Source organism: Nonomuraea sp. NPDC001699, from assembly GCF_053596455.1.
The window spans coordinates 137,036-158,555 of record NZ_JBSFGF010000009.1; the positions used below are offsets into that span (position 1 = coordinate 137,036).

The 21,520-nt window shown below is 72.0% G+C and carries 20 protein-coding genes; 11 read left to right on the forward strand and 9 right to left on the reverse strand.

What is annotated here, in order from left to right; genetic code table 11:
• Positions 1–3 precede the first annotated feature (3 nt).
• From cydD to ACWCSU_RS27095, 6 genes are all read left to right on the forward strand, one after another.
• On the forward strand, positions 4–1,728 hold the full coding sequence (gene cydD, locus ACWCSU_RS27070; RefSeq protein ID WP_449938583.1) for a thiol reductant ABC exporter subunit CydD: 1,725 nt from the start codon (positions 4–6) through the stop codon (positions 1,726–1,728).
• On the forward strand, positions 1,725–3,404 hold the full coding sequence (gene cydC / locus ACWCSU_RS27075; protein WP_449938585.1) for a thiol reductant ABC exporter subunit CydC: 1,680 nt from the start codon (positions 1,725–1,727) through the stop codon (positions 3,402–3,404). The genes cydD and cydC overlap by 4 nt, the downstream gene beginning before the upstream one ends.
• 81 nt (positions 3,405–3,485) lie before the next feature.
• Entirely contained in the window at positions 3,486–4,106 is a 621-nt protein-coding gene (locus tag ACWCSU_RS27080; RefSeq protein WP_449938587.1) for a hypothetical protein, read from the forward strand.
• On the forward strand, positions 4,103–4,426 hold the full coding sequence (locus ACWCSU_RS27085) for a winged helix-turn-helix domain-containing protein (protein WP_449938589.1): 324 nt from the start codon (positions 4,103–4,105) through the stop codon (positions 4,424–4,426). The genes ACWCSU_RS27080 and ACWCSU_RS27085 overlap by 4 nt, the downstream gene beginning before the upstream one ends.
• Positions 4,423–5,328: an ABC transporter ATP-binding protein gene (locus ACWCSU_RS27090; RefSeq protein WP_449938591.1), complete on the forward strand. Its 906-nt coding sequence runs from the start codon at positions 4,423–4,425 to the stop codon at positions 5,326–5,328. The genes ACWCSU_RS27085 and ACWCSU_RS27090 overlap by 4 nt, the downstream gene beginning before the upstream one ends.
• The gene (locus ACWCSU_RS27095) at positions 5,321–6,061 is read left to right on the forward strand and encodes an ABC transporter permease (RefSeq protein WP_357695808.1); all 741 of its coding nucleotides are present in this window, start codon (positions 5,321–5,323) and stop codon (positions 6,059–6,061) included. Before ACWCSU_RS27090 ends, ACWCSU_RS27095 begins: the two co-directional genes overlap by 8 nt.
• 71 nt (positions 6,062–6,132) lie before the next feature.
• Here the strand turns inward: ACWCSU_RS27095 and ACWCSU_RS27100 are convergent, their stop codons facing one another.
• The 6 genes from ACWCSU_RS27100 to ACWCSU_RS27125 all read right to left on the reverse strand — a co-directional run bounded on the left by ACWCSU_RS27100 (position 6,133) and on the right by ACWCSU_RS27125 (position 12,762).
• Positions 6,133–7,371 carry a S1C family serine protease gene (locus ACWCSU_RS27100; protein ID WP_357695806.1) on the reverse strand — a complete coding sequence of 413 codons (1,239 nt, stop codon included), beginning with the start codon at positions 7,369–7,371 and terminating at the stop codon, positions 6,133–6,135.
• A 191-nt stretch (positions 7,372–7,562) separates the two neighbouring features.
• Complete coding sequence (locus ACWCSU_RS27105; protein ID WP_449938593.1) at positions 7,563–9,098, reverse strand: AMP-binding protein; 1,536 nt, start codon at positions 9,096–9,098, stop codon at positions 7,563–7,565.
• Positions 9,099–9,199: 101 nt separating this feature from the next.
• Positions 9,200–10,027, reverse strand: coding sequence for a MetQ/NlpA family ABC transporter substrate-binding protein (locus ACWCSU_RS27110; protein ID WP_357695802.1), 828 nt, complete (start codon positions 10,025–10,027; stop codon positions 9,200–9,202).
• A gap of 9 nt (positions 10,028–10,036) precedes the next feature.
• Complete coding sequence (locus tag ACWCSU_RS27115) at positions 10,037–10,693, reverse strand: methionine ABC transporter permease (RefSeq protein ID WP_364094562.1); 657 nt, start codon at positions 10,691–10,693, stop codon at positions 10,037–10,039.
• Positions 10,690–11,652 (reverse strand): methionine ABC transporter ATP-binding protein, encoded by a 963-nt coding sequence (locus ACWCSU_RS27120; RefSeq protein ID WP_449938596.1) that lies wholly within the window; start codon positions 11,650–11,652, stop codon positions 10,690–10,692. The genes ACWCSU_RS27115 and ACWCSU_RS27120 overlap by 4 nt, the downstream gene beginning before the upstream one ends.
• A gap of 297 nt (positions 11,653–11,949) precedes the next feature.
• Entirely contained in the window at positions 11,950–12,762 is an 813-nt protein-coding gene (locus ACWCSU_RS27125; RefSeq protein WP_449938597.1) for an SAM-dependent methyltransferase, read from the reverse strand.
• A gap of 39 nt (positions 12,763–12,801) precedes the next feature.
• Between ACWCSU_RS27125 and ACWCSU_RS27130 the strand changes: the two genes are divergently transcribed.
• The gene (locus ACWCSU_RS27130) at positions 12,802–13,221 is read left to right on the forward strand and encodes a MarR family winged helix-turn-helix transcriptional regulator (protein WP_364094569.1); all 420 of its coding nucleotides are present in this window, start codon (positions 12,802–12,804) and stop codon (positions 13,219–13,221) included.
• A 92-nt stretch (positions 13,222–13,313) separates the two neighbouring features.
• On the opposite strand, the gene lon is transcribed toward ACWCSU_RS27130, so the two are convergent.
• Positions 13,314–15,674, reverse strand: a complete 2,361-nt coding sequence (gene lon / locus ACWCSU_RS27135; RefSeq protein WP_357695792.1) for an endopeptidase La — start codon at positions 15,672–15,674, stop codon at positions 13,314–13,316.
• A gap of 176 nt (positions 15,675–15,850) precedes the next feature.
• On the opposite strand from lon, the gene ACWCSU_RS27140 reads away from it, so the two are divergent.
• Both ACWCSU_RS27140 and ACWCSU_RS27145 read left to right on the forward strand, forming a co-directional pair.
• Positions 15,851–17,344: a sensor histidine kinase gene (locus ACWCSU_RS27140; protein ID WP_449938599.1), complete on the forward strand. Its 1,494-nt coding sequence runs from the start codon at positions 15,851–15,853 to the stop codon at positions 17,342–17,344.
• Positions 17,341–17,997, forward strand: a complete 657-nt coding sequence (locus tag ACWCSU_RS27145; protein ID WP_357695788.1) for a response regulator transcription factor — start codon at positions 17,341–17,343, stop codon at positions 17,995–17,997. The genes ACWCSU_RS27140 and ACWCSU_RS27145 overlap by 4 nt, the downstream gene beginning before the upstream one ends.
• Before the next feature lie 284 nt (positions 17,998–18,281).
• Here the strand turns inward: ACWCSU_RS27145 and ACWCSU_RS27150 are convergent, their stop codons facing one another.
• Entirely contained in the window at positions 18,282–18,635 is a 354-nt protein-coding gene (locus tag ACWCSU_RS27150) for a winged helix-turn-helix transcriptional regulator (RefSeq protein ID WP_352359473.1), read from the reverse strand.
• Between the two features lie 156 nt (positions 18,636–18,791).
• Here ACWCSU_RS27150 and ACWCSU_RS27155 point away from each other — a divergent pair, with 156 nt between their 5' ends.
• Positions 18,792–19,682, forward strand: coding sequence for an NAD(P)-dependent oxidoreductase (locus ACWCSU_RS27155; protein ID WP_449938602.1), 891 nt, complete (start codon positions 18,792–18,794; stop codon positions 19,680–19,682).
• Positions 19,683–19,693: 11 nt separating this feature from the next.
• On the opposite strand, the gene ACWCSU_RS27160 is transcribed toward ACWCSU_RS27155, so the two are convergent.
• The gene (locus ACWCSU_RS27160) at positions 19,694–19,858 is read right to left on the reverse strand and encodes an LmrA/YxaF family transcription factor (protein WP_449938885.1); all 165 of its coding nucleotides are present in this window, start codon (positions 19,856–19,858) and stop codon (positions 19,694–19,696) included.
• A gap of 308 nt (positions 19,859–20,166) precedes the next feature.
• On the opposite strand from ACWCSU_RS27160, the gene ACWCSU_RS27165 reads away from it, so the two are divergent.
• Entirely contained in the window at positions 20,167–21,489 is a 1,323-nt protein-coding gene (locus tag ACWCSU_RS27165) for a phenylacetate--CoA ligase family protein (RefSeq protein ID WP_364094581.1), read from the forward strand.
• Positions 21,490–21,520 lie beyond the last annotated feature (31 nt).

Below are 21,520 nucleotides of genomic sequence, written 5' to 3' on the forward strand. Positions count from 1 at the left end.
CACGTGCATAAGGATCTTCTGCGGCTCATGCGGGCCGAGCGCTCGGTGCGCCGCCATCTGACCGTCACCATGGTCGCGGCCGTGCTGGCCGGGCTGCTCGTGCTCGCGCAGGCCGAGTTGCTGGCCGGGGTGCTGTCCGGCCGGTTCACCGCCGCCGCGCTGGGCGCGCTGGCCGCCGTCGTGGGCGTACGGGCGCTGCTGGCCTGGACGCAGGGCGTCTTCGCCGGGCGCACGGCGACGGGGGTGAAGTCCGCGTTGCGCCACCGGCTGCTGGCCCGCCTGGGCGAGCTGGGCCCGTCCAGGCTGACCGGTCACCGGTCGGGCGAGCTGGTCACGCTGACCGGCCGGGGCCTGGACGGCCTCGACGCCTACCTGACCGGCTACCTGCCCTCGATCGCGGTGGCGGCCGTGGTGCCGGTGGCCGTGCTGGTCCGGTTGTTCGCCGCCGACCTGGGCAGCGCGGTGATCGTCCTGATCACGCTGCCGCTGATCCCCGTCTTCGGCGCGCTGGTCGGCATGACGACCAAGGCCGTCACCGAGCGGCAGTTCCACGCCCTGTCGCGGCTCGGCGGGCACTTCCTCGACGTCGTGCGCGGGCTGCCCACGCTGCGCGCCTTCGGGCGGGCCCGCTACCAGGCGACGGTCATCCGGCAGGTCGCCGACGCCCACCGGAGCGCGACCATGCGCACGTTGCGGGTGGCGTTCCTGTCGTCGCTGGTGCTGGAGCTGTGCGCGTCGTTGTCGCTGGCGCTGGTGGCGGTGCCGATCGGGCTGCGGCTGCTCGGCGGGTCGCTGGACCTGACGACGGCGCTGCTGGTGCTGCTGCTGGCGCCCGAGGCATACCTGCCGCTGCGGGCCATGGGGACCCGGTTCCACGCCTCCATGGAGGGGGTGGCCGCCGCCGACGCGGCCTTCGCCGTCCTGGACGACGCCGCCGGCGACCCGCCCGGCGCGACCCGCCCGTACGCCGGGCACGGCGCGCCGGAGATCCGCCTGGAGAACGTGACCGTCCGCTACCCCGGCCGCGACGAGGCCGCCCTGGAGAACGTGACGCTCACCATCGCGTCCGGCGAGCGGGTGGCGCTGGTCGGCGAGAGCGGCGGCGGCAAGAGCACGCTGCTGCACCTGGTCCTCGGCTTCCTGCGCCCGTCCGAGGGGCGCGTCCTGGTCGACGGTGCCGACCTGACCGAGCTGGACCTGGACAGCTGGCGGGCGGCCCTGGCGTACGTGCCGCAGCGCCCCCACCTGTTCACCACCTCCGTGGCCGACAACATCCGGCTCGGCGCGCCCGGCGCCACCCTGGAGGAGGTCCGCCGGGCCGCGGCCGCCGCGCACGCCGATTTCGTGGACGGCCTGCCCGAGGGGTTCGACACCGTCGTCGGCGAGCGCGGCGCGAACCTGTCGGCGGGCCAGCGGCAGCGCGTGGCGCTGGCCCGGGGCTTCTGCCGCCCCGGCGCCACGGCGCTGCTGCTCGACGAGCCCACCGCCCGCCTCGACGGCCGCAGCGAGGCCGCCGTCGTGGCCGCCACGGCCGAGCTGGCGCGGGGGCGGACCGCCGTCATCGTCGCGCACCGGCCCGCGATGATCGACCTGGCCGACCGGATCGTCCGGGTGCACGAGGGCCGCGTCGTCTCCGACACCACCCGCGACCGTCCGGCCCGCCCAGGAGGCGACGATCACAGGGAGCCGCAGGGCGTGGCCCCCCTTCCCGAGGGGAGCGCGCGATGAACCGGCGCATGGGCACCCGGCTGGCCTGGGCCGTGCTGGCCGGGGCGGCCGCCGACCTGGCCGGGCTGGGGCTGATCGCGGCCGCCGCCTGGCTGATCACCCGGGCCGCGCAGCAGCCGTCCCTGGCCGCGTTGAGCGTGGCCATCGTGGCTACCAGGGCGTTCGCGACCGGCAAGGGCGTCTTCCGCTACGCCGAACGGCTCACCGGCCACGACGTGGCCCTGCGCGCCCAGGCCGGCACCCGCGAGCGGCTCTACGAGGCGCTCGTCCCGCCCCAGCGCCCCCGCCACGGCGGCGCCGACCTGCTCAGCCGCATGGTGGACGACACCGAGGCCGTCCAGGACCTGCTGGTCCGCGCGCTGCTCCCGGCCGCCGCCGCCCTCCTGACCGGCCTGGCCGCGGTCGTCATCGGGCTGTTCGTGCTGCCGGTGACCGCGCTGGTGCTGGTGGCCGGGCTGGTGGTGGCGGGCGTGCTGCTGCCCGCAGCGACCGCCGCCGCCGCGCGCCGCTGGTCGGCGCGGATCGCCCCGGCCAGGGCCGCGCTCGCGGCCCGCGTGGCCGACCTCGTGCACGGCTCGGCCGACCTGGCCGCCTACGGCGCGGGTGAGCGGGCGCTGTCCGGCGCGCTGGTCGCCGACGAGTCGCTGGCCGCGCTGGAGCGCCGCCAGTCGCGCGTGCACGCCGCCGCCCTGGCGGTCGGCACGCTGGCCCAGGGCCTGACGGTGGCGGCCATCGTGCTGCTCGCCCAGGGCGCGGGCGCCGGCTCGGTCGCCACGGCGGTGCTCGCGCTGACCGCACTGGTGTCGTTCGAGCCGGTGCTGCCGCTGGCCGCGGCGGGTGAGCGCATGGCCGGGATCACCGCCGCGATCCGGCGGCTGCGCGAGGTCCGCGCCGCCGCCCCGGCCGTCACCGAGCCCGCCGCGCCCGCGCCCGTGCCGTCCGCTCCCCTGACGGTCGAGGTCGAGGGCCTCGTCGTACGCCACCCCGGCGCCACCAGGCCGGCCCTCGACGGCGTCTCCCTGCGCCTCACGCCGGGCCGCCGGGTGGCGATCGTGGGCCCGAGCGGCGCGGGCAAGAGCACGTTGCTGGCCGCGCTGATGCGCCTGGTCGAGCCCGAGTCGGGAAGCGTCCGCGTCAACGGGGCCGACCTGCGCGACCTGTCCGGCGACGACGTCCGCACGCTGATGACCGGGCTCACCCAGGACCCGTACATCTTCCGCACCACGCTGCGCGACAACCTGCGCCTGGCCGGGCCGGACGCCGATGACGAGCGGCTGGCGGCGGCCGTACGGGAGGCCAGGCTCGGCCCGTGGGTCGAGCGCACCGGCTGGGACGCCGAGCTCGGCGAGGACGGCAGGACCGTCTCCGGCGGCCAGCTCCAGCGCCTGGCCCTGGCCAGGGCGCTGCTGTACGACCCGCCCGTCCTGCTGCTGGACGAGCCCGCCGAGGCGCTCGACGAGGAGACCGCCGACCGCCTGATGGCCGACCTGCTGGACGTCATCCGGGACCGCACCACCGTGCTGGTGACCCACCGGCTCAAGGGCCTGGAGTCCGTCGACGAGGTCGTGGTGCTCGACGAGGGCCGCGTCGTCCAGCGCGGGCGGCACGACGAGCTGGTGGCCGTGCCCGGCTATTACCGCGACCTGTGGGAGTCCGAGGCCCTGACCAGGCGGTAGCCGTCCCGCCCGCCCTGCTGTAGAGTTTGCGCCGTCATCAGGTTTAAGATACAAACCTGTTTGCGGATAAGAGGGGCTGGCATGGTGGACGACGATCACGCGCGTACTCCGGAGGAGACGCTGCGGCTGATCGAGCAGCAGCGGACCGCCACGGTCAGGCGCCTGCACGGCGACCCCGTGCTGCTCTACGTGCCCTGGGGCGTGGCCTGGCTGCTCGGCTTCACGGCGCTGTTCCTGCACTACGGCCTCGACGGCGTGCCCTACGCGCCGATCTCCCGCCCGCTGGCGCTCACGGTGCTGTTCGCGGGCATGTCGCTGGCCGGGGCGATCGCCGTCTTCGGCATGGTGAAGATGGGGGCGCAGGTCCGCGGCGAGACCTCGGCCAAGGGCATGATGTACGGCTACGCCTGGATGGCCGGCATGATCTCCATGACGGTGCTCGCCGTCCGCCTGAGCCCCCAGCTCTCCGCCACCGAGAGCGGCCTGCTGTGGGGCGGCGGCTTCATGATGCTCGTCGCCCTGCTCTACATGGCCGGCGGCGCGATCTGGACGTACTGGCCGATGTTCTTCGTCGGCGTGTGGACGGCGGTCGTCAACGGGGTGGGCGTCATGCTCGGGGCCGGCTGGCACGCGCTGCTGACGGCCGTGCTGACCGGCGGCGGCTACATCGTGACCGGGATCGTGCTGCGGCGGCGGACGTGAGCCAGGGCGGGGGCGTCCCCGAGCTCGACCCGGTCATCCACGCGCAGGCCCGGCTGCGGGTGGTCGCCACGCTCAACACCCTCGGCGGGCGCGACGAGATCGCCTTCCCCTCGCTGAAGGACCTGCTCGGGATGACGGCCGGCAACCTCTCGGTGCATCTGACCAAGCTGGAGGACGCCGGTTACGTCCGCATCACCAAGACCCACAAGGGCCGCACCCCCGTCACGTACGTCGCGCTCACCCAGCGCGGACGGCTGGCCTTCGAGGACTACACCAAGGCGATCCGCGCCTTGCTCGACAACGCTGGAGGAACCCCATGACGGCCCTCGCCAGAACGGTGGAGGTCACCCGCCGCTACGGGGACGTGCTCGCGCTCGACCGCGTCTCACTCGACATCCGGGCGGGCGAGCTGGTCGGCCTGCTCGGCCCGAACGGGGCGGGCAAGTCCACCCTGATCAACCTGTTCGTCGGGCTGCGCCGCCCGACCTCCGGCACGGTCGAGCTGTTCGGCGGCTCGCCCCAGGACCCGGTGACGCGCCGCGGCATCGGCGTGACTCCGCAGGAGACCGGCCTGCCGGAGTCGCTGCGGGTCGGCGAGATCACCGACTTCGTGCGCGCCCACTTCCCCGACGCGCTCGGCAAGGACGAGCTGCTCGACCGCTTCGGCCTGAGCGACCTGGTCAAGCGCCAGGTGGGCGGGCTGTCCGGCGGGCAGAAGCGGCGTCTGGCCGTGGCGCTGGCCTTCGCCGGCCGGCCGCGCCTGGTGTTCCTGGACGAGCCGACGACCGGCCTCGACGTCGAGGCCAGGCGCACGCTCTGGGACGGCATCCAGGCCTTCCACGCCGAAGGCGGCACGGTCGTCCTGACCAGCCACTACCTGGAGGAGATCGAGGCGCTGGCCCAGCGCGTGGTCGTGGTCGGCCAGGGGCGGGTGCTGGCCGACGACACCGTACGGGCCGTGCGCGACATGGTGGGGGTGCGGCGCGTCTCGCTCGACGCCGAGGACCTGCCCGAGCTGCCCGGCGTGCTCAGCACCGAACGCCAGGACGGCCGGATCAGCCTGCTGACCACCGATCCCGACCGGCTGGTGGTCGAGCTGGTGCGCAGCGGCACGCCGTTCTCGGGGCTGGAGGTCAGGCCGACCACGCTGGAGGAGGCCTTCCTCACCATCACCGCCACCTCGGACCCCTCGACCGCTTCCAAGGAGGACGCGAATGTCTAGCCTGATCGCGGCCCACACCCGGCTGCAGCTCGTCGAGCAGTTCAGGGTGCCCATCGGGATCCTGGCCAGCTCCATGTTCCCGGCCATCTCGATGCTGGCGTTCGTGGTGCCGTTCGCGGGCGGTGACCCGGCGGCGGCGACGACGGCGACGGGGGCGCTGATGTTCTTCGGCGCCATGTCCTCGGCGGTGATCGGGCTCAGCGCCTCGGTCTCCCAGGACCGCGAGCAGCCGTGGGACCCCTACACGCGCACGCTGCCCGCCGGGCCGTTCCCGCGCCTGGCCGGGCGGATGTTGTCGACGGTGGTCCTCATGCTGCTGTCGGTGGTCCCGGTGCTGGTGGTGGCGGCGCTGCTGACGGAGGCGGTCATCACGCCGGTGCGGCTGGCCCTGGGGCTGGCGGCGCTGGTCGGCGCGGGGGTGCCGTTCATGCTGATCGGGCTGTTCCTCGGCCTGACGCTGCCGTCGAAGGCGGCGCTCGCGGTGGCCCAGATCGTCTTCTTCCCCGTGGCGATCGTGGGCGGGCTGATCCTGCCGCCGCAGATCCTGCCGGACATCGTGGAGACCATCTCGCCGTACGTGCCGTCCAGGGGCGCGGCCGAGCTGATCTGGGCGGCCATCGCGGGGGCGCGGCCGGACGGGATCGCGCTCATCATGCTGGGCGTCTGGACGGTGCTCGCGGCGGCCGCCGCCACGTGGGCCTACCGCCGTGACGAGGGCCGCCGTTTCGCCTGATGGGGGGGGTGTGCCGCCGAGTCCGCAGCGATCTCAACGGCACACCCGTCTCCGGGAGGGGGTCCTGGTGTTTACTTCTTCTCTTGGAGGGTGACGGTGACCTCGCCGGACTGTCCGCCCCTCATATATGTGATCTTGACCTGTTGGCCCGGTTTGAAACCTCTGACCTGTCCAACAACGGTATCGCCTGAGTCAACAGGTGTGTCCCCAATCTTGGTGATCAGGTCCCCCTCCTTCAGCCCGGCCTTGGCAGCCGGGCTTTCCGCGGTCACCTGACGGATAAGCGCGCCGGGCACGTCGCCGGTGGCGTCGGTGACGCTCACGCCGAGGAAGGCGTGGCTGACCTTGCCGCTCTTGATGAGCTGCTCGGCGACCTGCTTGGCGGTGTTGACGGGGATCGCGAATCCGACGCCGCCGCCGGCCGCGTCGGAGGCGATGGCGGTGTTGATGCCGACGAGGGCACCGGCCGCGTTCACCAGCGCGCCGCCGGAGTTGCCGGGGTTGATGGCGGCGTCGGTCTGGATGACGTCGCCGATGGTGGCGCTCGGCGCCTGGCTCTGCTGCTGCTGCTCGCCGCCGAAACCGGGCGGAAGCTGCTGGCGCTGCTCGCCGCCCAGGTTGAGGGTACGGTTCAGGGCGCTGATGATGCCCCGGGTGACCGATCCGTCCAGGCCGAGCGGGCTGCCGATGGCCAGCACGTCGTCGCCGACCTTGAGCTGGTCGCTGTCGCCCAGCGTGACCTTGGTCAGCCCCGAGACGTCCTGGGCCTTGATGACCGCGAGGTCGGTGGCCGGGTCGGTGCCCACGACGCTGGCCTTGGCCGTCCTGCCGTCGCTGAACTTGACCGTCATCTGCCCCCCGCCCTGCGAGGCGCCGACGACCACGTGGTTGTTGGTGAGGATGAGACCGTCCTCGGAGAGCACGACCCCCGAACCCTCGCCCGTCTGCCCCTGGATCATGACCACCGACGGCTGCACCCGCTCGGCCACCTCAGCGGTGGAGAGCTGGTTGGAGGCCGACCGCAGCACCGGGCTGGGCGCGCTGACCACCTGCTGCGGCTGCGGCTGGAAGGCGGTGGCGACGGCCGCTCCCACGACCCCGCCGCCGATGGCCATCGCGGCCAGCGCCAGGCCCGCGACGGCCTTCTGCCCGGCGCTGAAGCGCGCCTTGACCAGGGCGGACGGCGGAGGAGGAGGCGGCTGCTCCATGACGATCGTGTCCCGCCGGGGGAAGCCCCCGGCGGCCGGTGGCGTGGCGCCGAACTGGCTCCAACCACCGGTGCCCTGCTCGCGAGGCTCGTTCGCGTCCATCTGTCATCTCCCTCAAGTCCCTATGGCTCAAGGGTGCCAAGGACGGCGTAAGAGCTGGTTAAGGCGTTGATCGGAACTCTGTGAGACGACTCACTCACGCCTTATCTGCGCTGCTCGCAGGCCATGCCGCCGCGCCGAGAACGGGCAAAAAAAGGTGAAATACGTGCGTATCGGCCCGTCGCAGGGGGTGGTCAGGTGCGGGCGGGCCAGTATTCGTCCCTCAGGAGGCGCTTGTAGAGTTTGCCGGTCGGGTGGCGTGGGAGCTCGTCGCGGAAGTCGACCGACTTCGGGCACTTGTAGTGCGCCAGGCGGTCCCGGCAGTACGCGATCAGCTCCGCCTCCAGCGCCGGTCCCGCCTCGGCCGCCGTCATCGGCTGGACCACGGCCTTGACCTGCTCCCCCATCTCCTCGTCCGGTACGCCGAACACGGCCACATCGGCCACCTTGGGATGGACCGCGAGCACGTTCTCGGCCTCCTGCGGGTAGATGTTCACCCCACCGGAGATGATCATGTACGAGCGGCGGTCCGTGAGGTACAGGAAGCCGTCGGCGTCGAGGTAGCCGATGTCGCCGAGGGTGGTCCAGCCGCGGCCCTTCGGGTCCTGCGCCGAGCGGGTCTTGTCGGGGTCGCCGTGGTACTCGAAGCGGGCGCCGTTCTCGAAGTAGACCGTGCCGTGCTCGCCGGGCGGCAGGTCCTCGCCCTCCTCGTCGCAGATGTGCACGACGCCGAGCAGCGAACGGCCGACCGTGCCCCTGTGCGCCAGCCAGTCCTGGGAGCCGACGTAGAGGAAGCCGTTGCCCTCGGTGCCCGCGTAGTACTCGTGGATCACCGGGCCCCACCAGTCGATCATCTGCTCCTTGACCGGCACGGGACACGGCGCGGCGGCGTGGATGGCACAGACCAGCGACGACAGGTCGTACTTCTTCCGGGTTTCTTCGGGCAGCTTGAGCATCTTGATGAACATCGTCGGCACGAGCTGCGAGTGCGTCACCCCGTACCGCTCGACCAGCCGCAGGTACTCCTCGGGGTCGAAGCGCTCCATCACCACCACCGTGGCGCCGAGCCGCTGGAAGGACAGGCAGTAGCGCAGCGGCGCGGCGTGGTACAGCGGCGCGGGCGAGAGGTAGACGCTGTCCGCCGACGGCGCGAACAGCCCCTGGATGAGCCGGACCAGCGTGTTCGACTCGGTCAGCGGGGCCAGCGAGGCGGCCACCTTGACGCCCTTCGGACGGCCGGTCGTGCCGGAGGAGTAGAGCATGTCGGCGCCCTGGCACTCGTCGGCGATCGGGGTGACCGGGCGGCCGGCCACGGTCTCCTCGTAGGAGACGAAACCCTCGGCGACGCCGTCGAGCATGAGCCGCAGCTCCACGCCCGGCGTGGCGGCGGTGATCGAGGTGGCCACCTCGGCCAGGTCCGCGCTGGAGATGAAGACCCGGGCGCCGCAGTTGTCCACGATGTAGGCGAGCTCGTCGGTCCGCAGGCGGGAGCTGATCGGCGTGTAGTACAGGCCCGCGCGGTGCGCGGCCCAGGCGACGGCCAGGAAGAGCGGGTGGTTGGCGAGCATGAAGGCGACGTGGTCGCCGGGCTTGAGCCCGGCCTCGCGGAAGGCGTGGGCCAGGCGGTTGGACTCCTCTTCGAGCTCGCGGTAGGTGAGGACCTGCCCGGAGCCCGCCATGATCACAGCGGGCTTGTCGGGGGTGACGGCTGCGATGGCTCCCGGGTACATATTAGAACAGTATTCGGTCCGTCGGCGGCGGCGCTAGGGCACGCCGAAGCCGCGGCTCCCCGGTGGAGGGCCGCGGCTTCGGCGCCGATCGACGCCGGAGGTCACTCGGCGGGGATCACCGAGCCCTCGTACTTCTGCTTGATGAAGTCCTTGACCTTCGGGTCCTGCAGCAGCTTGCCGAGGGTGACGATGCCGGCGTCCTTCTCGTGGCCGGCCTGCACGACCAGCCCGTTGACGTACGGGTTGCCCTCGGTCTTCTCCAGCACGAGCGCCTGGCTCGCCGGCTTGAGCCCGGCCTCGATGGCGTAGTTGCCGTTGATCACCGCGGCGTCCACGTCGTCCAGCGCGCGCGGGAGCTGGGCCGCCTCAAGGGGCTTGAACTGCAGCTTCTTCGGGTTGTCCGTGACGTCGCGCTCGGTGGCCGCGGTGCCCGCGCCGTCCTTGAGCTTGACCAGGCCGTTGTCGGCGAGCAGCTTGAGCGAGCGGCCGAGGTTGGTGGCGTCGTTGGGGACGGCCACGGTGGCCCCGTCGGCCAGCGCCGACAGCGAGGTGATCTTCTTGGAGTACAGGCCGAGCGGCTCCAGGTGCACCGGGGTGACGAAGCTCAGCTTGGTGCCCTTGGAGGCGTTGAAGTCGTCCAGGTAGGGCTTGTGCTGGAAGAAGTTGGCGTTCAGCTGGCCCTCGTCGAGCTGCACGTTCGGCTGGACGTAGTCGGTGAACTCGACGATCTCCAGCTTCAGCCCGGCGGCCGGGGCCAGGTTGTCCTTGACGAACTTCAGGATCTCGCCGTGCGGGACGGGGCTCGCGCCCACCTTCAGCACCGTGTCGGCCGACTCGGCGGCGGGGGTGCTGGTCGCGGACTGCGACGTACCGCATGCGGCGAGCAACAGGGACAGCGCGGCAGCACCCAAGATCGAACGGATCTTCATGTTTTTTCCTTACTTATGTGAAATGCGCCGAGCGACCCAGTCGCCCAGACTCTGCAGAATTTGCACGATGACGATGAGCAGGACGACGGTCACGATCATCACGAGCGTCTCGAACCGCTGGTAGCCGTAGCGCACGGCCAGGTCCCCGAGCCCGCCGCCGCCGACGGTGCCGGCCATGGCCGAGTACCCGATGAGCGCGACGATCGTGACGGTCAGCCCCGACACCAGGCCCGGCAGCGCCTCGGGCAGCAGGACCTTGCGCACGACGGCGGTCCGGCTCGCGCCCATGGCCTGCGCCGCCTGCACGACGTCGGTGCCGACCTCGCGCAACGCCGTCTCGACCAGCCGGGCGAAGAACGGCACGGCCCCCACGGTCAGCGGCACCACCACGGCCGCGGTGCCGATCGTGGTGCCGATGACGAACCGGGTGAACGGGATGATCGCGATCATCAGCACGATGAACGGCAGCGACCGCCCGACGTTGACGACGATCCCCAGCGCGGACTTCAACGCGGGCAGCGGACGCAGCCCGTCCCGGTCGAAGGCCACCAGTGCCACGCCGAGCGGCAGCCCGAACAGCACGGTGAACAGCGTGGCCCACCCCACCATCTGGGCGGTCTCCCAGGTGGCCGGCCACAGCAGCGGAACGATCTCTTCCCAGGTCATGCGGCCTCCCCCGCGACTTCGACGATCAGCCCGGAAGCCCGCAGGAACGACAGCGCCGAGGACGACTCCGCGCCGGTCAGCGACACCCGCAGGCGCCCGACCGAGCCGCCGGCCAGGTCCTCGATCGAGCCGCCGAGGATGTTGACGTCCACGTCGAACTTGCGCACCATCTCCGAGACCAGCGGGCGGCCCGGGTCGCCGGTGAAGGTGAGCGTGACCGCGCCGGCCGGGGCGGGCTCGGGCAGCGGGAAGATCTCCTTGGTCAGACGGGATCCGGGGGTCCTGATGAGGTCGGCGATCGCGCCCGACTCCTCGACGCGTCCGCCGGACATGATGGCGACCGAGTCGCAGACGCTCTTGACCACGTTCATCTCGTGGGTGATGAGCAGGATCGTCAGGCCGAGCTCGGCGTTGAGCCGCTTGAGCAGGGCGAGGATCGACTGGGTGGTGGCCGGGTCGAGCGCGGAGGTGGCCTCGTCCGACAGCAGCACCGACGGGTTGCCCGCCAGCGCCCTGGCGATGCCGACGCGCTGCTTCTGGCCGCCGGAGAGCTGGTGGGGGCGGTCGCCGCCGCGTCCCTGGAGGCCGACGAGTTCGAGCAGCTCGGCCACGCGCCGCTGCCGTTCGGCCCTGGGCACGCCCATGACCTCCAGCGGGAAGGCGACGTTGCCGGCCACCGTGCGCGAGGACAGCAGCGCGAAATGCTGGTGGATCATGCCGATGCGCTGCCTGGCGCGGTTGAGCTCGCGGCCGGGCAGCGCGGTCAGGTCCTGCCCGGCGACGGTGACCGTGCCCGCGGTGGGGCGTTCGAGCAGGTTGACGCAGCGCAGCAGCGTGCTCTTGCCGGCGCCGCTCTGGCCGAGCACGCCGTAGATCTCGCCCTCGCGCACATGCAGGTCGACGCCGTCGAGCGCGACGGTCTGGCCGTACTGCTTGCGCAGGCCGGAAGCCTGGATCACGAAAAATTCCCCACGACTGAGAGCGGCCGGTGGCGGGCCGCTTCCTGACACGAACATCACCGTCGAAACGGTGGGATCTAGTGGCTGCCCGGAGGGAACGGCAGGTGACTCAGCCTGCGCAGCACGAAGCAAAAGGTGTGGATCATGGTGACCTTCGAGGAGAACGGGCGGGATCTGGTCTCTAACGGGCCGGCATTCGCCCCATACGCAGGCGACAACACATGGCGTCCCGGTGGGCGCGGTGGTCGTTCGCGTATGCCTCGTTCACGCCGTTGCTAACACCGCTTTTACATACTCCTATTCCGGGGAATTGTGGTGATCTGCGTCACTGCGGGTGGCGGTGAGGAAGGCGCCGCCCGGGGCGCGGCGGCCGTAGCGGACGGCCAGGGCGGACGCGTCGACGGTACGCGCCCGCCAGCCGCGGGCGTTCAGCCGGGCGACGGCGTCCTCGCCCAGGCCGCCCTTCCACAGCGTGGCGATCCGGCGCAGCTCGGGCATCGTCCGCGCCCGTTCGGCCAGTGCGGCGGAGGCGGCCGGGTCGTGCTCGAAGGCCAGCCCGCTGCCCGCCGCCGACAGCGCGCCGATGCCGTCGAGCAGCCGTGCGGCCTCGGCCGGGCTCAGGTAGATCAGCAGGCCCTCGGCCAGCCAGGCCGTCGGCCGCGCCGGGTCGAACCCGGCCGCGCGCAGGCTTCCCTGCCAGTCCTCGCGCAGGTCCACCGGCACCGGGACGCGCTCGCACCGCGCCGTCGCGCCCAGCCCGCGCAGCACGCCGTCCTTGAACGCCAGCAGTTCGGGCAGGTCGAGCTCGAACAGCCGCACGCCGGGCGGCCAGTCGAGCCGGCAGGCGCGGCTGTCGAGCCCGGCGGCCACCAGCACGACCTGGCCGCAGCCGGACTCGGTCAGGTAGTCGTCGAAGAACCTGGTCCTGAACACCAGGTGGTCACCGAAGAAGTCAGCGGCCCCGCTCCTCCGCCCCGCATTCGCCCGCTCGGTCTCGGCCGCCGCCACGAAGGCCGCCGCGTACGGGTCGTCGAACAGCCGGTCGGGCCGCTCGCTCTCGCGCGCCCGCAACCACGCCGCGCCCACCGCCGTCCTCGCCACCCCATTCATATCGCTGACGATACATCTCCAGCGATACAATCGGCGACCATGAACGTGGCACGGATGCGAAGGCTCGGACGGCGGCTCGTGGAGCTGTCGAAGACGGCGGCCGGCGAGACCAAGGGCCCGCCCCTCACCCCCGGCGAGGAGGCCGTCTTCGAGGACGCGCTGCGCCACCCGGGCAGCACCGTCGGCGAGATCCAGGCCAGGACGGGCTTCGTCCAGAGCCACGTGTCGGCGTCGGTGGCCAGGATGCGCGAGCGGGGCCTCGTCCGGACCGCGCCCGACCCGGACGACGGGCGGCGCACCCAGGTCACGGTCACGGAGCCGGCGCTGAACGCGGTCCACCGCCGGGCGGCCAGGCCGGTGGCGGAGGCGGTGCGGGCGGCGGTGGGCGACGACCCCGAGCGGGCCGCCCGGGTCGTGGCGCTGCTGGAGGAGCTGGAGACGCTGCTGGTCGCAGACTGAGGCGCCGCTCCACCTCCCGCACATGGGACCGCCCCGCCGCCCCCGGAAGGAACCGGGTGCGGCGGGGCGGTGTCGGAGGGAGCGGGCCGGGGTCAGGCCGCGACCGTGGTGGCGACCTCGGCCGGGGTGAGCGCGATGTCGAGCACCTCGCGCACGTCGCTGACCGCGTGGATGGTCAGCTCGTTGCGGACCTCCTCGGGCACGTCGTCCAGGTCGGGCTCGTTGCGCGCCGGAATGAGCACCGTGGTGATGCCCGCCCGGTGGGCGGCCAGCAGCTTCTGCTTGACGCCGCCGATCGGCAGGACCCGCCCGGTCAGCGAGATCTCACCGGTCATGGCCACGTCGGAGCGGACCTGGCGGCCGGACAGCAGCGAGGCCAGCGCGGTCGTCAGCGTCACGCCCGCCGAGGGACCGTCCTTGGGGACGGCGCCCGCCGGGAAGTGCACGTGCACCGACCGGTCCTTCAGCGCGGTGACCGGCAGCTCCAGCTCCGCGCCGTGCGAGCGCAGGTAGGACAGCGCGATCCGGGCCGACTCCTTCATCACGTCGCCGAGCTGGCCGGTCAGGGTCAGGCCGGTCTCGCCGGTCTCCGGGTCGGCCAGCGACGCCTCCACGTAGAGCACGTCGCCGCCGGCCCCGGTCACCGCCAGGCCCGTGGCCACGCCCGGCACCGAGGTGCGCTGGGTGGACTCGGGCAGCGACGACTCCGGCACGAACCGCGGCCGGCCGATGTAGCCGACCAGGTCGTCGGCGCCGACCGTGACGGGCAGCTCGTCCTTGGCCGCCACCTTGCGCAGGATCCGGGCGACCGCCCGCTCCAGCGAGCGGACCCCGGCCTCGCGGGTGTACTCGCCGGCCAGCCGCCGCAGCGCGGCGTCGTCGACCTTGACCTCCTCGGGGGTCAGCCCGGCGAGCTCCAGCTGCCGGGGCAGCAGGTGGTCGCGGGCGATCGAGACCTTCTCGTCCTCGGTGTAGCCGTCGAGGGTGACGACCTCCATGCGGTCGAGGAGCGGGCCGGGGATGGCCTCCAGCACGTTGGCCGTGGCCAGGAACAGCACGTCGGACAGGTCGAGCTCGACCTCCAGGTAGTGGTCGCGGAAGGTGTGGTTCTGGGCCGGGTCGAGCACCTCCAGCAGCGCCGCCGTGGGGTCGCCGCGGTAGTCGGCGCCGACCTTGTCGACCTCGTCGAGCAGGACGACCGGGTTCATCGAGCCGGCCTCGCGGATGGCCCGGACGACGCGGCCCGGCAGGGCGCCGACGTAGGTGCGCCGGTGTCCGCGGATCTCGGCCTCGTCGCGCACGCCGCCGAGGGCGACCCGGACGAACTTGCGGCCCATGGCGCGGGCCACCGACTCGCCCAGCGACGTCTTGCCGACCCCGGGAGGGCCGGCGAGGGCCAGGACGGCGCCGCTGCGCCGGCCGCCCACCACGCCGACGCCCTTGTCCTGGCGGCGCTTGCGCACGGCCAGGTGCTCGATGATGCGGTCCTTGACGTCGTCGAGGCCCGTGTGGTCGGCGTCGAGCACGGCCCGCGCGCCCGCGATGTCGTAGTTGTCCTCGGTACGCTCGTTCCACGGGATGTCGAGCACCGTGTCGAGCCAGGTGCGGATCCAGCCGCCCTCCGGCGACTGGTCGGAGGTCCGCTCCAGCTTGTCGACCTCCTTGAGCGCGGCCTCGCGCACCTTCTCCGGCAGGTCGGCGGCCTCGACGCGGGCCCGGTAGTCCTCTTCCTCGCTCTCGGCCGTGTCGCCGTTGAGCTCCTTCAGCTCCTTGCGGACGGCGGCGAGCTGCTGGCGCAGCAGGAACTCGCGCTGCTGCTTCTCCATGCCCTCCTGGACGTCCTTGCGGATCGTCTCGGCGACGTCGAGCTCGGCGAGGTGCTCGCGGGACCACTCGATCAGCCTGGCCAGGCGGTCGGCCGGGTCGGCGGCCTCCAGCAGCTCGACCTTCTGGGCGGTGGTCAGCCACGGGGTGTAGCCGGAGCTGTCGGCCAGCACGGAGGGGTCGTCGATCTGGTTGACCTGGTCGACGACCTGCCAGGCGCCGCGCTTCTGCAGGATGGTGGTGGCCAGGGCCTTGTACTCCTTGGCCAGCTCCTGGGCGCGCTCGCCGGCCGGAACCGTGTCGACCGTGTCCGCCTCGACCCAGAGTGCGGCGCCGGGGCCGGTGGTGCCGGTGCCCACGCGGACGCGGTCGACACCGCGGACCACGGCGGCGGGCTCACCGCCGGGCAGCCTCCCGACCTGCTCGACCACGGCCTGGACGCCGACGGCGCCGTAACGGCCGTCGATCCGGGGAACGAGGAGGACCCGCGGCTTGTTACCACCGGACGCGCGGGCCGCGTCGATCGCAGCACGCACCTCGGAGTCGGACAGGTCCAGCGGAACCACCATGCCCGGCAGGACGACCTCGTCGTCGAGCGGCAGCACCGGGAGGATCAAGCTCTCACTCATACGAACTCCAAAGGGTTGAGTTATACCGACTCAATTCATCAGAGCGCGCTGTTGTTCCCAACCTTGCCGATGTTCGCTCACGGCGATCGTAATGATGTAAGCGATACCTGAGAGTGACACCGCTATCAAACCTGGGTCTGATGCCGTGCCGCCCGGCCGTCCGTATCCTTGACCAGGTGAATCACCGTGACCGCCGCTCCGCGCCTCCCGCCCTCCCGGGCGACGCGCGCGCCGGCGCGTCCCCGGCTCCCGGCGGCCCGCCCGGTGAGCCCGCGGCATCGTCCGGAGGGGCGGCCGTGCGGTTCGTGATCGCGCTGGGCCGGGTGTCGGCGGCCGTGCTGCGGCCGTTCACGCTCGCGCTGCTCACGGGCAGCGCCGATCCTCCGCCGCGGCCCCGTTCCCGGTGGCTGCGGATGCCGGTGCCGCGGTGGCTGGCGCCGCTGGTCCCGGTCCAGACGTTCAGCCTGCTGCAGGTGGCCGAGCTGCTGATCGCCGTTGAGCTGTTCGGCGTCACGCTGTCCACGGTCACGGACTGGAACGAGCAGGCCGCCGCCACGCCGGGCGCTCCCCTGCCGCTCTGGGGCGGCGTCGTCGTGCTCGCGGCCCTGGCCGCCGGCCTGCCCGTGGCGTTGCGCAACCGGTGGCCGCTGGCGGCCTGGCGGGCGGCGGTCGTGCTGACCCCCGTCGCCGTCTGCGCCCAGGTCACGATCGGGCGGGACGAAGGCTACGCCCCCTACCCGATGACGGTGGGGCTGGCGTACCTGCTGGCGCTCTACTCCGTGGGCGTGCGCTGCGAGCGGCGCATCACGCTGGGGGCCGGGATCATCACGGTCCTGCTGTGCCTGGCCGTCGACGCCGACTCGGCGCCCGTGGTGGCGGGCGCGGCCGGGATCGTCCTGCTGTTCGGCTACAACGTCCGCGCCCGGCGCAACGCCACGGCCAGGCTCATCGAGGAGGAGCGGCGCACCCGGCAGGCCGAGGGCGCGCACGCGGTGCTGGAGGAGCGCGCCCGCATCGCCCGCGAGCTGCACGACGTGGTGGCCCACCACATGTCGGTGATCGCCATCCAGGCGGAGGCCGTGCCGCTGAGGGCCGCGGGCGACCCGTCGCAGCTGGAGGCCGGGCTGGCCGAGATCCGCGCGCTGTCCCTGGAGGCCATCACCGAGCTGCGCCAGGTCCTCGGCGTGCTGCGCGACCCCGACGGCCGCACCGACACCGCGCCGCAACCCGGCCTCGACCGGCTGGAGGAGCTGGTGGGCAACGCCCGCAACGCGGGGCTGACCGTGGAGGTCGGCCTGCGGCGGCCGATCGGGCCGCTGCCGCAGGCGGTGGGGTTGTCGGCGTACCGGATCGTCCAGGAGTCGCTCAGCAACGCGATGCGGCACGCGCCGGGGTCGAGCGTCACCGTGGAGATCACCCACGACGACGGCACGCTGCGCCTGCGCGTCGCCAACGGCCCCGGCCGGTCCCCCGCCGCCGCTCCCGGAGCCGGGCAGGGGCTGGCCGGCATGCGCGAACGCGCGGCGCTGCTCGGCGGCACGCTCGACGCCGGGCCCGCGCGGGGCGGCGGCTACCAGGTGAGCGCCGAGCTGCCGATCGAACCGCCGACCGAGTCGCCGATCAAGTCAGCGATCGGGTCGCCGATCGGGAAGAGGGAGGGTGCCGCGTGATCCGCGTGCTGATCGCCGACGACCAGGGGATGGTCCGCACGGGGTTCACCGTGTTCCTGAGCGGCCAGCCGGACATCGAGGTCGTGGGCGAGGCCGCCGACGGCCGCGAGGCGGTGACGCGGGCCGTCGCGCTGAGCCCCGACGTGGTGCTGATGGACGTGCGCATGCCGGTCATGAACGGACTGGAGGCGACCCGGGAGTTGCTGGCGGCGTGCCCGGCGTCGAAGGTGCTCATCCTGACCACGTTCGACCTCGACGACTACGTCTACGAGGCGCTGCGGGCGGGCGCCAGCGGCTTCCTCCTCAAGGACGCGTCGGCGGCCCAGCTCGCGGAGGCCGTCCGCGTGGTCGCGGCCGGCGACGCGCTCATCGCGCCGGCCATCACCAAGCGGCTGATCCACGAGTTCGCCCGGCTGGGCGGTCCCCGTCCGCCGTCGGGCCGGCGGCCGGAGGAGCTGACCGAGCGCGAGACCGAGGTGCTCATCCTGGTCGCCCAGGCCATGTCCAACCAGGAGATCGCCCAGAAGCTGTTCGTGGCCGAGCAGACGGTCAAGACGCATGTGGGGCGGGTGCTGACGAAACTCGGGCTGCGCGACCGCGCCCAGGCCATCGTCTTCGCCTACGAGACCGGCCTCGTCCGCCCAGGCGAGTAACCCCACCGCCCCTTGCGGACGGAAGCCGCCGAGCGACACCGGCCGTACAGCGCCCCACGGGCGGGGGTACGGCGGGCACAGGGTACGGCAGGCCCCGCGAGCGGGCGCTGACGCGGGATGCCAACGCATGCGCACGTCGAGGCGGAGCTGCGCGAAGACAGGTGTGCGCGAACGCGAAGGTCCATGGCGCGGAAGTGGGCGCACGCGGGCGCGGAGGGGAGAGGGGCGGGCGGCGGGAGTGTGAAGCAGGGGGTGATGAGGCCTGCCGATCCATCCGCTCACGTTCACCCCACCTGGTCCCACGGAATGGCCTCGATGCGCTCGACGTGCTCCTCGCCCCACTCCCCGAGCGGCGCCATCGCGGTGTTCAGTGAATGACCGAACTCGGTGAGCGAGTACTCCACCTTCGGCGGGACCTGGTGATAGACCTCGCGATGCAGCAGCCCGGCGGTCTGCATCTCCCGCAACTGCAGGATCAGCACCCGCTCGCTGATGCCAGGCACCGCGCGCCGCAACTCCCCGAAGCGCAGGGGACCATCCTGGAGCGCGAAAAGGATCAGTCCCTTCCACTTGCCTCCCATGACAGCGATGGCGGCGTCGAGACCGCAGGTGAACGTCCGCTTCTTCGTCTCCTTCACCGACCTATGCTTACATTTATGTCAGTACCCGGCAAAAATGTAGGTACTTGAGAGAATGCAGGCGCTCCAGCCAGCATGGAAACAGGCCCGCGCCAGACCACAACGGTCTCCACTACAGCGCGCCCATCTCCTCATCTCTGTGGCTGGAGCATGCAAATGACCGCGAAGAACCTGACACCTGTGACCGTCATCGGACTGGGCTCCATGGGCACAGCACTGGCCGAGGCCTTCGTCAAGGCCGGACACCCGACCACCGTCTGGAACAGGACCGCCGCCAAAGCCGCGCCCCTCATCGCCATGGGCGCCAGACATGCGGAGGCCATTGAGGACGCGGTGGCGGCAAGTCCCTTGGTCATCACCTGCCTGACCACCTTCGAGGACACCCGGGTGGCACTGCGGCCCGCCGGCGCGTCGCTGCGCGGACGAGCCCTGGTCACCCTCAACAGCGGTTCCCCGGCCGGCGCCCGAGAGACGGCCGCCTGGGCCATCGGCCATGGCGCCCGGGTCCTGGCCGGCGCGGTCAAGAACGTGCCCTCGGCCGTGGGAGCGCCGGACACCCTGCTGTACTACAGCGGCGCCAAGGCGGTCTTCGAGGAGTTCGAGACGACCCTGAAGGTGCTGGGTGGCGACACCGTCCACCTCGGCGACGAGGCCGACCTGGCCGCGCTGTACGAGATGGCGGTGGGCGCCATGCTGCTGCCGGCACTCGTCGGCTTCTTCCAGGGCGCCGCCGCGGTCCAGGCGCGCGGGCTGGAGGTGAACACGATGGTGCGCTTCGCCGGCAAGTGGCTGGACATGATCAAGTCCCTGCTGCCGATCTACGCCAAGGAGATCGACAGCGGCGACTACACCGACGCCGCCTCCTCGGTGAACCTGTTCCTGGCGGCGGCGGCCCACAACGAGGACCTGGCCAGGGAGACGAACGTCGACACGACCTGGCTCGCCCCGCTCCATGACCTGGTGAGGCGGGCGGTCGAGGCGGGCTACGGCGATCAGAACATCTCGGCCCTCACCGAGGTGCTCAGGAAGCCGGCGCGACAGCCGTAAGCCGGCTCAGCTCATCGGTAGGCGTCGATGAGCCGTGCGAGGTGCCTGCCGGCGATCTCCAGCGGCGCCTCGCTCTGGGACACCTGCGCCGACAGCTCCGCGCCCTCCAGCATGTTGATCACGCTGTGGGCGAGGTCGTGCGCCACGTCGCCGGCGAAGTCGAACGCCGCGCGCAGGAATTCCGTGAACTCTCTGTCCCCGCGCCGTCATGGCTGAGCATTCCCTCACCAAGATCGGAGCCGAAGGCGGAATCCGACAGCTCACCCTGAACACCGACAGCTTCAGCTGCAACCGGCAGTGCCGAGCGCGGAGGGGGCGGGGGGTGGAGGGGTGTGGGGCGTAGAGGGTGGTGTCACCATGGGGGTGGAGACGATCAATCAGTGGAGGGAGGAGGCGTGGTGGGCGTTCAGGGCCGGGGTTCTGGGCGGACGGCCGCGCGTACCCCATGGATCCCCTTGAGCTCTTTCATCAGGTGGCCGCGACCGTGCCGGCCTATCGCTCGTTCCTGGCCGAGCACGGGGTCGAGCCCGCGAGCGTGACCGCTCCGGAGCACTTCAGGCGGCTGCCGATGACGTCCAAGGACGCCTACATCCGCCGTCACCCCCTCCCCGACCTCTGCCGGGACGGCGTGATCGGGGACATGATCGCCGTGTCGTCCGGTTCGACGGGTACGCCGTCGTTCTGGCCGCGTTCGGTCGCCGACGAGCGAGTGATCGCCGCCCGTTTCGAGGAGGTCTTCCGGGACTCCTTCGACGCCCGCGAACGCCGTACGCTGGCCGTGGTCTGCTTCGCCCTCGGCACCTGGGTGGGCGGCCTGTTCACCATCGAGTGCTGCCGTCACCTGGCCGAGCGCGGCTACCCGATCACCGTCGTCGCGCCGGGCACCGACCGCAGGGAGATCGCCCGGGTGCTGCCGGAGCTGGCGCCGCACTTCGACCAGGTGGTCCTGCTGGGCTATCCGCCGTTCCTGAAGAACGTCATCGACACCGAGCCGCTCCCCTGGGCCGACTGGAACGTCAAGCTGGTCACGGCGGGCGAGGTGTTCAGCGAGGAGTGGCGCACGCTGGTGGCCGAACGGGCCGGGATCGCCGACCCCGTGCGCGGGATCGCCTCCCTGTACGGCACCGCCGACGCCGGGGTGCTCGGCAACGAGACCCCGCTCTCGGTCGAGCTGCGCCGATTCCTGGCCGGACGTCCGGACACGGCCAGGAAGTTGTTCGGGGAGTCCCGCCTGCCGACCCTGGTGCAGTACGACCCTCGGGTGCGCTTCTTCGAGGAGCACGAGGGCACGCTGCTGTTCTCCGGCGACAACGGCGTCCCCCTGATCCGGTACCACATCGCCGACGAGGGCGGGGTGATCCCGTACGAGCGCATGCTGGAGTTCGCCGAGCGGCACGGTTTCAGGGCCGCCGCCTCCGGCCCGCGCCACCCGTTCGTCTACGTGTTCGGCCGCAGCCACTTCACGCTGTCCTACTACGGCGCGAACGTCTACCCCGAGAACATCGCGGTGGGGCTGGAGCAGCCCGAGGTCAGCGGGTCGGTGACGGGCAAGTTCGTGATGGAGGTGGCGGAGGACGCCGACCACGACCGGCATCTGACGGTCACGGTGGAGCTGATGCCCGGCGAGAAGCCCTCCGACGAGGTCGCCCAGGCGGTGGGCGCCTCGATCCTGGCCCAGCTTTTGCGGCTGAACAGCGAGTTCGCGAACTACGTGCCGGTGGCGCAGCAGATGCCGTTCATCCGATTGCGCGAGGCCGGGGACGCCGAGTACTTCCCGCCGGGAGCCAAGCACCGCTACACCCGCTGACGCGCCCCCAGGAGGCCCCCAAGAGGCCGCC

Bases quoted from the DNA above. Each gene is read 5' to 3' on its own strand.
- cydC (WP_449938585.1), top strand. From the start codon at position 1,725: ATGAACCGGCGCATGGGCACCCGGCTGGCCTGGGCCGTGCTGGCCGGG.
- ACWCSU_RS27080 (WP_449938587.1), top strand. From the start codon at position 3,486: ATGGTGGACGACGATCACGCGCGTACTCCGGAGGAGACGCTGCGGCTG.
- ACWCSU_RS27090 (WP_449938591.1), top strand. From the start codon at position 4,423: ATGACGGCCCTCGCCAGAACGGTGGAGGTCACCCGCCGCTACGGGGAC.
- ACWCSU_RS27095 (WP_357695808.1), top strand. From the start codon at position 5,321: ATGTCTAGCCTGATCGCGGCCCACACCCGGCTGCAGCTCGTCGAGCAG.
- ACWCSU_RS27100 (WP_357695806.1), bottom strand. From the start codon at position 7,371: ATGGACGCGAACGAGCCTCGCGAGCAGGGCACCGGTGGTTGGAGCCAG.
- ACWCSU_RS27105 (WP_449938593.1), bottom strand. From the start codon at position 9,098: ATGTACCCGGGAGCCATCGCAGCCGTCACCCCCGACAAGCCCGCTGTG.
- ACWCSU_RS27110 (WP_357695802.1), bottom strand. From the start codon at position 10,027: ATGAAGATCCGTTCGATCTTGGGTGCTGCCGCGCTGTCCCTGTTGCTC.
- ACWCSU_RS27115 (WP_364094562.1), bottom strand. From the start codon at position 10,693: ATGACCTGGGAAGAGATCGTTCCGCTGCTGTGGCCGGCCACCTGGGAG.
- ACWCSU_RS27125 (WP_449938597.1), bottom strand. From the start codon at position 12,762: ATGAATGGGGTGGCGAGGACGGCGGTGGGCGCGGCGTGGTTGCGGGCG.
- ACWCSU_RS27130 (WP_364094569.1), top strand. From the start codon at position 12,802: ATGAACGTGGCACGGATGCGAAGGCTCGGACGGCGGCTCGTGGAGCTG.
- lon (WP_357695792.1), bottom strand. From the start codon at position 15,674: ATGAGTGAGAGCTTGATCCTCCCGGTGCTGCCGCTCGACGACGAGGTC.
- ACWCSU_RS27155 (WP_449938602.1), top strand. From the start codon at position 18,792: ATGACCGCGAAGAACCTGACACCTGTGACCGTCATCGGACTGGGCTCC.